The organism is Andreprevotia sp. IGB-42 (assembly GCF_009848685.1).
Taxonomy (GTDB): domain Bacteria; phylum Pseudomonadota; class Gammaproteobacteria; order Burkholderiales; family Chitinibacteraceae; genus Andreprevotia.
In genome coordinates this window covers 78247-90945 of the sequence record NZ_WXTX01000005.1, presented here as the reverse complement: position 1 = coordinate 90945, position 12699 = coordinate 78247, and the positions used below count along the sequence as shown (strand labels likewise).

11 protein-coding genes are annotated in these 12699 nt (G+C 62.5%); 5 read left to right on the top strand and 6 right to left on the bottom strand.

Features of this window, described 5'->3' with window-relative positions:
- Window positions 1–65 precede the first annotated feature (65 nt).
- Window positions 66–1751: an aspartate-alanine antiporter gene (gene aspT / locus IGB42_RS09320; RefSeq protein ID WP_159670439.1), complete on the bottom strand. Its 1686-nt coding sequence runs from the start codon at window positions 1749–1751 to the stop codon at window positions 66–68.
- 187 nt (window positions 1752–1938) lie between these two features.
- Here aspT and IGB42_RS09315 point away from each other — a divergent pair, with 187 nt between their 5' ends.
- Window positions 1939–2463, top strand: a complete 525-nt coding sequence (locus IGB42_RS09315; RefSeq protein ID WP_159670435.1) for a hypothetical protein — start codon at window positions 1939–1941, stop codon at window positions 2461–2463.
- Window positions 2464–2618: 155 nt separating this feature from the next.
- Here IGB42_RS09315 and IGB42_RS09310 read toward each other — a convergent pair whose 3' ends face one another.
- Complete coding sequence (locus tag IGB42_RS09310; RefSeq protein ID WP_159670431.1) at window positions 2619–3065, bottom strand: isoprenylcysteine carboxylmethyltransferase family protein; 447 nt, start codon at window positions 3063–3065, stop codon at window positions 2619–2621.
- Between the two features lie 104 nt (window positions 3066–3169).
- Window positions 3170–3781 carry an NUDIX hydrolase gene (locus tag IGB42_RS09305; protein ID WP_159670428.1) on the bottom strand — a complete coding sequence of 204 codons (612 nt, stop codon included), beginning with the start codon at window positions 3779–3781 and terminating at the stop codon, window positions 3170–3172.
- 190 nt (window positions 3782–3971) lie between these two features.
- Between IGB42_RS09305 and IGB42_RS09300 the strand changes: the two genes are divergently transcribed.
- Window positions 3972–4613: a lytic enzyme gene (locus IGB42_RS09300; protein ID WP_159670425.1), complete on the top strand. Its 642-nt coding sequence runs from the start codon at window positions 3972–3974 to the stop codon at window positions 4611–4613.
- A 94-nt stretch (window positions 4614–4707) separates the two neighbouring features.
- Here IGB42_RS09300 and IGB42_RS09295 read toward each other — a convergent pair whose 3' ends face one another.
- Together IGB42_RS09295 and bla are read right to left on the bottom strand one after the other, a co-directional pair.
- The gene (locus tag IGB42_RS09295) at window positions 4708–5661 is read right to left on the bottom strand and encodes a hypothetical protein (RefSeq protein ID WP_159670422.1); all 954 of its coding nucleotides are present in this window, start codon (window positions 5659–5661) and stop codon (window positions 4708–4710) included.
- A gap of 138 nt (window positions 5662–5799) precedes the next feature.
- Window positions 5800–6711, bottom strand: a complete 912-nt coding sequence (gene bla, locus IGB42_RS09290) for a class A beta-lactamase (RefSeq protein WP_159670419.1) — start codon at window positions 6709–6711, stop codon at window positions 5800–5802.
- A 126-nt stretch (window positions 6712–6837) separates the two neighbouring features.
- Between bla and IGB42_RS09285 the strand changes: the two genes are divergently transcribed.
- A complete protein-coding gene (locus IGB42_RS09285) occupies window positions 6838–7722 on the top strand; it encodes a LysR family transcriptional regulator (RefSeq protein ID WP_159670416.1) in 885 nt (294 codons plus the stop codon).
- Here the strand turns inward: IGB42_RS09285 and IGB42_RS09280 are convergent.
- Window positions 7719–8156, bottom strand: a complete 438-nt coding sequence (locus IGB42_RS09280; RefSeq protein ID WP_159670413.1) for a hypothetical protein — start codon at window positions 8154–8156, stop codon at window positions 7719–7721. The two genes, IGB42_RS09285 and IGB42_RS09280, sit on opposite strands and share 4 nt — an antisense overlap.
- A 313-nt stretch (window positions 8157–8469) precedes the next feature.
- Between IGB42_RS09280 and IGB42_RS09275 the strand changes: the two genes are divergently transcribed.
- Together IGB42_RS09275 and IGB42_RS09270 are read left to right on the top strand one after the other, a co-directional pair.
- On the top strand, window positions 8470–11193 hold the full coding sequence (locus tag IGB42_RS09275) for a glucosidase (protein WP_159670410.1): 2724 nt from the start codon (window positions 8470–8472) through the stop codon (window positions 11191–11193).
- Window positions 11194–11212: 19 nt separating this feature from the next.
- Window positions 11213–12694 (top strand): alpha-amylase family glycosyl hydrolase, encoded by a 1482-nt coding sequence (locus IGB42_RS09270; RefSeq protein WP_159670407.1) that lies wholly within the window; start codon window positions 11213–11215, stop codon window positions 12692–12694.
- Window positions 12695–12699: the final 5 nt, after the last annotated feature.

Here is a 12699-nt window from a genome sequence, read left to right as displayed (position 1 = left end):
CGCGGTGCATTTGCATGGGGATGACTGTAGCGCAGTTGCCGGCAGCGCGGCAAGGCAGCGCCGCATCAGGCAAACGCCACGATGATCGGCCCCCACACCGCAAACAGCACATTGGATACCGCGTAGCACACCGTGAAGCCGATCACTGGCGTCTGGCTCTGGGTTTCGTCCAGGATGGTGTTCATCGATGCGGCTTCGGTTTGCGATCCGGCCAGGCCACCCAGCAAGATCATCGGGTGCAGCTTGAGCACATAGCGGCCAAAGTAGAACGCCACCAGCGGCGGCACCATGGTGACGATCAACCCGGCCACCAGGATGGCCAGCCCGTGTTCCTGCATCGCGTGGATCGCCTTGGGGCCCGCCAGCAGGCCCACCACGGCGGCAAACGCGGTCAGGCCGAACTCCGAAAACGCCCATTGCGCGGCCGGTGGCAGATCGCCAAAGATCGGGTAACGCGAATGCGCCCAGCCCAGCCCCAGCGCCACGATCAGGATGCCACCGCCCACGCCCAGCTCGATGGGGATATTGCCGACGTGTGCGGACAGCAAGCCCAGCACGGAGCCGGCCACGATGCCCAGCGTATGCAGCGCGATATCGCTTTTGTACTTGCTCACCCTGATGCGGCCAAAGCGCGATGCACACGCGTCCACCACATCCGGGCGGCCGGACAGGTGCGCGATGTCGCCCCGCTGGTAAACGGTATTGGCCAGCAACGGCAAATCGTAACCCTGCCGGGTAACGCGGTTGAGGAACAAGCCATGGTGCGCAGCCGGGCCGATCAGCGCCTTGATCTGCTGCAATGTCTTGTTGGCAAACTCGCCCCTGGTCAGCACCACCTCCACCACCTTGCTGGGGTAGGACAGCGCCAGCGGGCTATCCACTTCCACGCCCAGCCAACCGGACAGCCGGTCCACCAGTTCGCGTACCGCCACCACGCCCACGACGTCGCCCGTGGCCAGCACCAGCGCGGTATCGCGCTCCAGCACTTCGTTGCCGCGTACCACGCGCTCTATCGATACCTGCCCCATCCGTGCTTCCAGTTGGGCGATGGTCAGGCCGTCCGCCTGCGCAGCCAGCCGGTAAGCACGCGTGATCACCCGTGTATAGGCAATCACCTCGCCCGGCTGCAGCACCGCATCGCCGCCGGCCAGCTCTGCCTCCAGCTCACGTGCCGACTGTTTCAGATCGATATTCAGCAACCGTGGCGCAATGCTGCCCACGAACAGGATCAGGCCCACCGTGCCGCCGATATAGGTAATGGCGTAAGCAATGGCCATATGGCTGTTGAGGTCGGCCACCTGGGCAGCGGTGATATCCAGTTCATTGATGGCGCTCGATGCGGTGCCCATCATGGCAGTATCGGTCAGCGCACCGGCGCCCAGCCCGGCGGCAAAGCCGGCATCGAAACCGAACAGCCAGTTCACCAGCAAGATGGCCAGCAAGCCGGTCACGCACAGCACCACCGACAGCACCACCAGTTTGATGGTGCCGCGGTTGAGGCTGCCAAAGAACTCCGGCCCGCTTTTGAAGCCCACCGCATAGATGAACAGCGCAAAGAACACGCCTTTCAGGATGCCCGGCATATCGATGCCGATCTGCCCGATCACCAGCCCCATCAGCAGCGAGCCGGCCACCGTGCCCAAGTGGAAACCCATGATGGGGATGCGCCCCAGCAAGGTACCCAACGCAATCGACAGGAAAATGGCGATTTCAGGGTTGGATTTGAGCGCGTGCAGGAAGAAATCGATCATCGTGATATCCGGCTGTGGCCTGTTGGCGGAAAGGATCAGGCAAGCGGCCCGCAATGCCGGGCTGCAACGCATTCTAGACCGCACCGCGCAGCCATGGCAGCAGGCACGGCAAAAATCATCGCTGGCTGCGACTACGCCATTCGCAACCTATGCTGTTTGCATTGCCAACCCGCGTAACGGAAGCACCATGTCTGAAGCCAACGGTTTTCTTGCCATCAAGGTCAGTGATGACCTGCTCGACCAATTGGTGGAGGACGAGGACAACGTAGGCTGGCCCGTCATCGAAGCACTGCATGCCGCTGCCGGCATCGACGCTGACGGCAACAGCATGTTCGTGAGCGAACAGGAAGGCTTTGCGTTAGCCGGACCGCCAGAGCAGTACCCGGACGGCTATGCAGTACTGGATGTATTCGGCGATGAATGGATGTACCTCGCCCAGGCACTGGTAGAGGGCGGCAGCGATATCGAGTTGTATGGCTGCCTCCACCACGAGCACGGCAGCATCGGCTACTACGCGCTGGACGGCAGCAGCCGGCTGGCGGCAGAGATCGATACCGAAGGCGCTTACGACGAAGAAGCCCACGTAGCGCTGGTGCAGCAATGGCAGGCACTGATCCCGGCGGATCTGCGCCTCAGCAAGCCTGCGCTGTTTGCCGATGAAGATCATGCCGTGAGGGATAACGAAGACGACGACGCGGCAGAAGACGACTGATCTGCCGGTAACCCGCCTGCAATGCAGACCGTTTTCTCCTGGCAGGCAACGGCAGCGCCTGGCGGCCGCGCAGGCAAAAGCGCAAACCTGTACCGTGTTGATTGAACTACCGGGGTAATCTGCCCGCGCCGGACCGCTGCGTTGGCAAGCCGCCACTACAGCCAGCGCCGTACACGCACCGCGTAAGCCTGCCAATCCGCACCATGCGTGCGCGCCAGCCAGGGTTCCTCGCCATACACCACGCGCAGGTGGAAGGCAGCCACCACCAGCAATGTGTACCACGCCAGGCCGGCAAAGGTGAACGCCACGCTCCAGCCGATCAGGATCAGCGCCACGGATACATACATCGGATTGCGGCTATAGCGGTACAGCCCCACTTCCACCAGATGCTGCGGCGGTGCCCACGGCGCCAGCGTGCCTTTGCCGGCAGTATAAAAATCCCGCACACACCCCAACAGCATGCCGGTCCCCAGCAACAGGGGCAGCAAGCCGAAAGGCTGATCCAGCCGCCATTCGCCCGCACGCCACAACCACAGCGCGGGCACGGCAAATGCCACCAGGCCGGGTAGCGCCAGGAAGGCCAGCAATGCACGCATGAACATGATGATCTCCTTGTGCGGGCGGTAAAGCATCAGCGCATCTGCCTGGTCTGGAGCCGCTGACCAACCCGCCAGGTTGCGGCTGGCAGAGTTTTGTCAGGCGGCTCTCAATCAAATACCATGCCGCCCCCGCGGCGCAACGCATCCAGCTGCTGCAATTGCTGCGGCAGGATGCGGCCTTCTGATAATGGCGGCAGCGCATCCAGCGCAAAGAAACCGGCGCCATCGGTTTCCACACCATCGCCTTCACCACTGGCAATCACCTCACCAAGAAAGATCAGCTTCCAGATATGGAACAACTGCTCGGGGTGCGGATGCAAGCGCATGTCCCAAAGCGCCAGCAACCGGGTGATGCGCACCGTGTAGCCGCTTTCCTCCCGCACTTCGCGCGCAGCACATTCGGCCGGGGTGGCGCCCACATCGGCCCAGCCGCCGGGCAATGCCCACAGCCCCTCGGCGGCCTCACGCACCAGCAACATCTGGCCCGCGGCATTGAACACCGCGCAACGCACATCCAGCTTGGGGTTGGCATAGCCCGCTTCCGGTGCAAACAGCCGCGCCACTTCGGCGCTTTCCAGATCGGCCAATGCCGCCAGCTGTGCATGCGCGATATCGGTGATTTCCTGATAACGCAGCACATCAAACGGATCGCGCGCGTAGTGCTCGCCAGTCTGGGCAATCGCCAGCAGGCGGCGGGCTTGTTCAATGCGTGGGTCCATGCGCGGCCTTTGATGGATGACGTTAATGCAGCCATTTCGGCATGCCTGCCCCGCTGCATGCAAGGTAAAAATCGGCGCCCGCAACGGGCAAGCACATTCATGCACCGCCCTGCCGCGGCTTGCCTTTCATCAAAGCATGATTAATATGACCAATACATAAAAATCAGCCTGGATACCCAAGGAAGCCCTCATGCCCCTGTCTATCGACCTATCCCAATTGGCTACACTGGCCCCGAATGCACGCTCCAGTTACCGGGAGGCATTTGAAAGCGGCCAGGCCATTCTCGACCAGAGCGGCATCAGTGCCAATGCGTTGCGGCTGGCCCATTTCATGGCGCAAGTGCTGCATGAATCGGTAGGGCTGAGCGTGCAGTTCGAAAGCCTCAACTACAGTCCGGAACGGCTGCCCAAGGTATGGCCAACGCGCTTTGCCCCCAAGGGCCCGCTGGACCCACAGGAATACGCGCACAATCAGCAGAAGCTGGCCAACGAGGTATACGGCGGGCGCATGGGCAATTGCGAGCCGGACGACGGGTATGTCTTCCGTGGCCGCGGCCTGCTGCAACTCACCGGCCGGGAAAGCTACAGCACCGCCACGCAGAACCTGCGCGTATTGATCCCCGATGCACCCGATTTCGTCACCGTGCCGGATGAAGTGATCAGCACGCAATGGTGCCTGGCCGTGGCCGCAGCGGCGTGGGTGAAAAAAGACTGCAATGCACTGGCCGATGCAGACAACCTCAACAAGGTCACCCGCGCCATCAACGGCGGCACCATCGGGCTTGCCGAGCGGGCAGAATGGCTGCGGCGCACCAAGGCCATCTGGTCCTGAATATGAGCGGCTTCTGAAAACGATCTGGCCCTGAAAAAGGCATGGCCTTGCGGGCACCCGGCCTGGCGCTGATGCCGTCGCGACGTTGCCATGCTCAGTACTGCAAGCCCAAACCCAGCGTCCAGCCTTTGCCATTGGGCCCGAACAGATAGCTGGCGCCCACACGCACACGGTCGCTGGCGGAGTCATTTCCGGCCAGTGGCACTTCCAGCGCCAGGCCCAGCTCGGCGATCGCCTGCAAACCCATCGCATCGCGGTCCGCACCAAAGAAACCGGCATAGCTGCCCAGCACCACCCAATCGAGCGGGCGGCTGGCTAGCTGCATGCCCAGTGGCGCTGCGTACTCGGCATGTACGGAATAGACATTGGCGGTTTCACGAAAACGCAATTGCGGGTCTGATTCATCGAAGCTGTTGATCCACGATCGTGCCACATGGCCGCCGATACGGGTGCGGTGCACGGTATCCGCCCCTTGCCACTGCACGCCCACGCTGGGCGTAATCAACCATGCCTTGGTCTGCCAGTTGAGCAGCAAACCATCCAGCTGGGGCCGCAATGCACTGGCGGCAGCGCCGTACTGTGCCTTGTTATCCAGCTGCGCAACCCCGAAATCCAGCGCCGGCAGCAAGGTAAAGCCGTTGCCCAGGTTGATTCGCGCCACCAGGCCACCCGTTACGCTATAGGCAGACCATTTGCTGTCGATGTTCTGCCCGCTAGCGGGCAGGTCATCCAGCAAAACGTCCTGGGCAAGCTGCAGATAACCACCCGCTAACCGCCAGTTGATATCCGTATCCGGCGTCAGGCTGAGCAGCTTGGCCTCGTACGGCACCTGCGCCACTTCCAGCGTGAAATTCCCTTCGTCCTGATCCACCACGTAGCGGGATGCACTGATGTCCGGCGTGGATGCCAGGTTGATGATCTGCGCATAGCCCTTGCCCAGATCAGCCCCTGCCACCACATCGCGCACCGCATCCCGCGCCGGGTCTGCCATTGCGGGCAATGCAGCGGCAGCGCAAAGCAAACCGGCAGGAAGGAAACGCAAGGGCATGAGCGGTACTCGTCGGGATGAGGGCGCAAATCGGGCCCTGCTTGCCTTGCCCGTTGCCAGCTCATCTTAGGCGATGGCTGGCCAGCCGGCCGGCGAGAAAGCCCGGCGTGTTGCCAACAGGCGCCATCCCGAGCCTACTCACCCCAGCGCTGCCACCACAATGCGCGTTGCCTCGGCAATCACCTCATCCTTGGGCTTTGCATCGGCACCGTGCTGCGTGTAGTACACCGCCAGCACGATGGGGGCGCCGCTGGCCGGCCAGATCACGCCGATATCGTTGGTGGTGCCGTAGGCGCCGGTGCCGGTCTTGTCGCCTACCGCCCAGCCAGCGGGTACACCCGCCAGGATGCGCTTGCCGCCGGTGGTATTGCCGCGCAGCCAGGCCTGCAGTTGCTCGCGCTGCGTTGCGGGCAATGCATTGCCCAATGCCAGCGCCTGCACGCTGCGCGCCATGGCGGCCGGGGTAACAGTATCGCGTGCATCGCCGGGAATGGCGGTGTTGAGCGCGGTTTCGCGGCGGTCCAGCCGGAAGGTGTTGTTGCCGATCGAGCGCGCAAACCGCGTCACCGCCGCCGGCCCGCCCAGCAGCTGGATCAACAGGTTGGCGGCGGCATTATCGCTGTACTGGATGGTGGCCGCGCACAGCTCGGCCACCGTCATGCCCTCACCGAGGTGCTTTTCACTGATGGGCGAATAGCTGACCAAATCGCGCTTGCCATAGCGGATGCGTTGCTGCAACAGCCCGGTGGCGTGCACGCTGCGTGCCAGCACTGCGCTGGCCAGCATCAGCTTGAAGGTACTGCAGAACGGAAAACGCTCGTCCACGCGGTAGCCGGTCTGCACGCCATCGGCGGTATGGATCGCGCAGACGCCCAGGCGCCCGCCCGCTTGCTTTTCCAGCGCGGCCAGCAGTGCTGGCGCGGAACCGGCCGCAGTGCCCGCTGAGACGGGATCACCTGTTGCGGCAACGGCGCGGTTTTTCAGGGCAAGGGCCAGCGGCAGCGTGGCTGCAGCCAGCAACAGGGTACGGCGGCTTGGGGAGTGCGTCATCGTGTGGGTCTCGCTATGGTCATCCGGCGGCGGGCATGGCCGCTACCGCACTATCGGGCCTTTGCAGCGGTGGCACAAACGAGAATAATTGCCACCATACCCAAGAAAATCTATTGGCAGGCCAGCGTGCGAACCTACCTTCCGCTCAATGGGCTGCGCGCCTTCGAATCCTCGGCCCGGCACCTGAGCTTCACCCGCGCCGCGCAGGAGCTCAATGTCACGCAGGCCGCCGTCAGCCAGCAGGTAAGGCTACTGGAAGAACGGCTGGGCTGCGTGCTGTTCAAGCGCCTGCCACGCGGGTTGGGGCTGACCGATGAAGGCCGCGCGCTGCTGCCGGTGCTCAGTGATGCGTTCAGCCGTATCGAAAACGTACTCAAGCAGTTTGCCGGCGGGCACTTCCACGAGGTACTTACCGTCGGCGTGGTGGGCACCTTTGCCGTGGGCTGGCTGATGCCGCGGCTGCAGTCATTCCGCCAAGCGCATCCATTCGTGGAGCTACGCCTGCTGACCAACAACAACCTGGTCGACCTGGCGGCCGAAGGGCTCGACTTCGCCATCCGCTTTGGCGAGGGAAACTGGCCCGGCACGCACAATGCTGCCCTGCTGGATGCACCGCTGACGGTGCTGTGCACGCCGCAGATCGCCCGCCGGCTGGCCACACCCGCCGATCTGGCCCGCGAAACGCTGCTGCGCTCCTACCGCAGTGATGAATGGCCGGCATGGCTGGCCGCCGCCGGCCTGGCAGCATGGCCGCTGCATGGCCCGGTGTTCGATTCGTCCCGCTTGATGGTGGAAGCCGCCACGCAAGGCGCCGGCGTGGCGCTCGCCCCGCGGCGCATGTTCAGCCGCGAGCTGCAAAGCAGCGTGCTGGTCAGCCCGTTCAGCATCGAGGTACACACCGGTAGCTACTGGCTCACCTGGCTAAAAACACGCGCACTGTCGCCGGCCATGCAACTGTTTCATGACTGGTTGCTGGCGCAGGCGGTAAACCGCTCAACCGCCATAAACTAATTGGAGAATGGCTTTTGACGCCAAGGCTGCTGTTGCAACGCGTTTTCAAAAATTTCCATGAATATCTTTCCGATGTCGATAAAGACTTCGGCATCATCGGAAACCGAGCCGCGCTCGAAACCAAGCACATCAAAAACCGCACCCGGAATTGTTGGCGCCATATCTTCGAACATCCGGGCTACCCGGGCAAAGTCCGCATAAAGAGCGATGGCAATGACTTCACAGATCAATATGTCGTCAAAATTGATACTCAACGTATTAGACCCGGCAAACCACCTGCTAACCAAAAACTCATGCTGCAGCTCATCCAACCAAGCTTGGTCTGGGCTTTCGAGCACGCCAAAATTCAGCGCCACAGTGCTTAACCACACTGCCAAGACTTCAGGATCGACCCACAAAGCAGTGTCTTGATAGCTGATTAATGCTTTGGCCATTGCACCCCCAATTTACGAATATGACTGCTGAGTGAAGTCTAGCAGCATGCCAAAGCGCCAGCTTTCGGGGTCGGCAGTATGCACTCCAGGCATCAGCCCGCGCCTGCTCACGCCGTAGCGAAAGTTACACAAATGCCGCGAAACAAAGCGGTATCGTTTCAGCCCAGGCTACCGCAAGCCATCATTCAGGCTGGTTTCGATTGATTTGCCCCACATGCCCATATAGAACGGATGGGTAGCCAGTAGCGGCCAACACGCAGCCATGCGCGCGCGGCGGCCCCTTTTCCCCCGCACGCCCGGAGCGCAAGCCGCCATGCCCAGATCAGCCGCACGCGAAGTTGCCGAACAGAAACGCCTGAACGAAGCACGTGAAGCAGGCACGCCCTGGAAGAAATGGGGGCCCTACCTGAGCGAGCGGCAATGGGGCACGGTGCGCGAGGATTACAGCGACAACGGCGACGCATGGAATTACTTCACCCACGATCAATCCCGCTCGCGCGCCTACAAGTGGGGTGAGGACGGCATGGGCGGCATCTGCGACGACAAGCAGCAGCTGTGCTTTGCACTGGCGCTGTGGAACGAGCGCGATCCCATCCTGAAAGAGCGCATGTTCGGCCTGACCAACAGCGAGGCCAACCACGGCGAAGACGTGAAGGAATACTACTTCTACGTCGACAGCACGCCCACTCACTCGTACATGAAGTATCTGTACAAGTATCCGCAGCGCGAATTCCCCTACCGGGATCTGATCGAAACCAACCGCGCCCGCACGCGCGAAGAATTCGAATACGAGCTGCTCGATACCGGCGTGTTTGCCGATGACCGCTACTTCGATGTCTTCGTCGAATACGCCAAGGGCGGGCCGGACGATATCTGCATCCTCATCACCATCCACAACCGGGCGGCGGAAGCCGCGCGGCTGCGCGTGCTGCCCACGCTGTGGTTCCGCAATACCTGGTCGTGGGGAGGCGACGGCCGCAAGCCGGTGCTGGGCGAAGCAGGCCCCGGCGTCATTCAGGCTACCCACCATGCGCTGGGCGAATACTGGCTGTATTGTGACGGCAAGGCCGAGCTGCTGTTCACCGAGAACGAAAGCAATAACCAGCGGCTATGGGGTCAGCCCAACAACACGCCTTATGTGAAAGACGCGTTCCATGCCCGCGTGATCGGCGGTCAGCACGATGCGGTCAACCCGGACAGGCGCGGCACCAAGGCCGCCGCCCACTACGCGCTGGAAGTACCCGGCAACGGCAGCAGCACCATCCGGCTGCGCCTCTCCGCCACGCAAATCGAGCGCCCTTTTGCCGATTTCGCCAAAGTCTTCAAAGCCCGTGTTGCCGATGCCGATGCGTTCTACCAGCAAATCACCCCCGCCACGCTCAGTGCAGACCAGCAGCTGGTACACCGCCAGGCACTGGCAGGCATGCTGTGGGGCAAGCAGTACTATTACTTCGATCTGGACCGCTGGCTGCGCGAGCACAAGCATCACCCGCTGCTGGAATCCCGGCAGCTGAACGTGCGCAACACCGAATGGTTTCACATGCTCAATGCAGACGTGATTTCCATGCCGGACAAATGGGAATACCCGTGGTACGCCGCATGGGATCTGGCCTTCCATACCATCTCGCTGGCGCTGGTGGATTTCGACTTTGCCAAAGAGCAGCTCACGCTGATGTTGCGCAACCTGTACATCCATCCAAGCGGACAGATTCCGGCCTACGAATGGAATTTCAGCGATGTGAACCCGCCGGTGCACGCGTTTGCCACACTATGGCTGTACAAGTACGAAAGCCAGCTGGGCCGCGCCGACCTGCGTTTTCTGGAGCGCTCGTTCCAGGGGCTGGTGTCCAACTTCAACTGGTGGGTAAACCGCAAGGATCCGGATGGGCGCAATGTGTTCGCCGGCGGTTTCCTGGGGCTGGACAATATCGGCATCTTCGACCGCAGCGCACCGCTGCCTACCGGCGGCACGCTGGAACAGGCCGACGGTACCGCATGGATGGCGTTCTACTGCCACAACATGCTGGAAATCGCACTCATCCTCACTGAATACGATCCCATCTATGAGGAAATCGCGTTCAAGTTCGTCCAGCATTTCCTGTGGATCACCTATGCGATGGATCGCGTGGGGGATAACAATGACGAAATGTGGGATGAAGAAGACGGCTTCTTCTACGATCTGCTACGCCTGCCCGACGGCCAGGCCATGCGCCTGAAAGTGCGCTCGCTGGTAGGCCTGCTGCCGCTGTGCGTATCCACGGTGTTCGAAGGCGATCTGGCCACCCGCTACCCCAAGCTGACCGCGCTTATCCACCAGTTCCAGGAGCGCTATCCGGAGCTGATGGCGCAGGTGGCCCCCACCGATCAGGGCTTTACCGGCTACAAGGGGCGGCGCCTGCTGGCCATCCTCAGCAAGAAAAAGCTGCAGCGCGTGCTGGGCTACATGCTGGACGAAAACGAATTCCTCGGCCCGCATGGCATCCGTTCGCTATCGCGCCATCACCTGGACAACCCTTTCGTATTCAACGTGGGCAGCCTGGAATACAAGGTGCAATACCTGCCGGCCGAATCGAATACCGGCATGTTCGGCGGTAACTCCAACTGGCGCGGGCCGGTGTGGATGCCGGTCAACACGCTGATCATCCGCGCGCTGATCAACCTGTATCAGTTCTACGGCGACGACTTCACCGTGGAATGCCCCACGGGCTCCGGCCAGCACATGACGCTGTTCCAGGTGGCGGAAGAACTGGTACGCCGGCTCACAGGCACCTTCCTGCGCAACGAGCAGGGGCAGCGCCCGGTGTATGGCGGCGCCGATACCTTCCAGAACGATCCGCACTGGCGCGACCTGATCCTGTTCTACGAATACTTCCACGGCGACAACGGCGCCGGGCTGGGCGCCAGCCACCAGACGGGCTGGACCGCGCTGGTGGCGCCCCTGCTCAACCTGTTTGGCCGGCTGGATGCCGACACCGCGCTGACCGCAGATCGGGGGGACATGCTGGGCAAAGTCATCAAGGGGCAGGCGGGCCTGTAACCCCGCCCGAGGAGAACGCATGCCCAGCCCGCTCTACCCCGCGCTGTACCAGATCAATACCCGCGTCTGGCTGACGGTGCTGGGGCGCACGCTGAACAGGGCCGCCACGCTGGACGACATCCCGGATAGCGCGCTGGACCAGTTGGCAACCATGGGCTTCGACTGGATCTGGCTGCTGAGCGTGTGGCAGACCGGCCCGGCTGCGCAAGCGGTCTCCCGTGCCAACGCCGGCTGGCGGCAGGAGTTTGTACACACGCTGCCAGACCTGAGGGACGATGATATCGCCGGCTCCGGCTTTGCCATCCAGCGCTATGCCGCCCATCAGGCCCTGGGCGGCCCGCGTGCACTGGCGCGGCTGCGGCAGCGGCTGCATGCGCGCGGGCTGAAACTGCTGCTCGATTTCGTGCCCAACCACATGGCGCCGGATCACCCATGGGTGAACGCGCATCCGGATTACTTCGTGCCGGGTAGCGACAACGATCTGGCAAACGCACCGCAAAACTACTGCCGGCTGCAAACCCCGCAAGGCCCGCGCGTGTTTGCCTACGGGCGCGACCCGTACTTCGACGGCTGGCCCGATACACTGCAGCTCAACTACGGCAACCCGGCGCTGCAACAGGCCATGATCAGCGAGCTGGAAAACATCGCCGCACAATGCGACGGCGTGCGCTGCGACATGGCCATGCTGCTGCTGCCGGATGTGTTCGAGCGCACCTGGGGCATCGCCGCCCCGCCGTTCTGGCCGGCCGCCATTGCCGTGGTGCGGCGCACCCAGCCGGACTTCACCTTCATGGCCGAAGTCTATTGGGACCGGGAATGGGATATCCAGCAGCAGGGCTTCGATTACACCTATGACAAACGGCTGTACGACCGTCTGCACGACGGCCACGCCCGACCGGTGCGCGAGCACTTTCACGCCGGGCTGGATTACCAGGCCCGCATGGCCCGCTTCCTGGAAAACCACGACGAGCCACGTGCTGCTGCCACCTTCCCGCCGGGCCAACACCAGGCCGCCGCCGTCATCACCTATTTGGCGCCGGGGCTGCGCTTTTTCCATCAGGGCCAGTTCGAGGGGCACACGCTGCGGATCTCCCCGCATCTGGTACGCGCACCGGCAGAAGCCACCGATGCGGATCTGGCAGCGTTCTACGCGCGGTTGCTGGCGGTACTGCGGCGGCTGACCGTGCGCGATGGCGCATGGCAACTGCTGGAATGCACGCCCGCATGGGCGGGCAACGACACCCGGGATCATTTCGTAGCGTTTGCCTGGCAAAACCCCAACGGCCGCCATGTGCTGGTGGCCGTGAACTATGCGCCCACGCAGGGCCAGTGCTATGTGCAACTGCCGCTACCCGGCATGGCCGACACGCACTGGGTGCTGGAAGATCTATTGGGCGACAACAGCTACGAACGGGATGGCGCAGATCTGCAGGCGCACGGGCTGTACCTGGATGTACCGCCCTGGCACCCGCACATCTTCGCGCTGAAAAGCCACGGATGACAGCA

What these genes read in the sequence shown, in the direction of transcription:
- aspT (WP_159670439.1), bottom strand. Translation starts at nt 1,751, where the DNA reads ATGATCGATTTCTTCCTGCACGCGCTCAAATCCAACCCTGAAATCGCC.
- IGB42_RS09315 (WP_159670435.1), top strand. Translation starts at nt 1,939, where the DNA reads ATGTCTGAAGCCAACGGTTTTCTTGCCATCAAGGTCAGTGATGACCTG.
- IGB42_RS09310 (WP_159670431.1), bottom strand. Translation starts at nt 3,065, where the DNA reads ATGTTCATGCGTGCATTGCTGGCCTTCCTGGCGCTACCCGGCCTGGTG.
- IGB42_RS09305 (WP_159670428.1), bottom strand. Translation starts at nt 3,781, where the DNA reads ATGGACCCACGCATTGAACAAGCCCGCCGCCTGCTGGCGATTGCCCAG.
- IGB42_RS09300 (WP_159670425.1), top strand. Translation starts at nt 3,972, where the DNA reads ATGCCCCTGTCTATCGACCTATCCCAATTGGCTACACTGGCCCCGAAT.
- IGB42_RS09295 (WP_159670422.1), bottom strand. Translation starts at nt 5,661, where the DNA reads ATGCCCTTGCGTTTCCTTCCTGCCGGTTTGCTTTGCGCTGCCGCTGCA.
- bla (WP_159670419.1), bottom strand. Translation starts at nt 6,711, where the DNA reads ATGACGCACTCCCCAAGCCGCCGTACCCTGTTGCTGGCTGCAGCCACG.
- IGB42_RS09280 (WP_159670413.1), bottom strand. Translation starts at nt 8,156, where the DNA reads ATGGCCAAAGCATTAATCAGCTATCAAGACACTGCTTTGTGGGTCGAT.
- IGB42_RS09275 (WP_159670410.1), top strand. Translation starts at nt 8,470, where the DNA reads ATGCCCAGATCAGCCGCACGCGAAGTTGCCGAACAGAAACGCCTGAAC.
- IGB42_RS09270 (WP_159670407.1), top strand. Translation starts at nt 11,213, where the DNA reads ATGCCCAGCCCGCTCTACCCCGCGCTGTACCAGATCAATACCCGCGTC.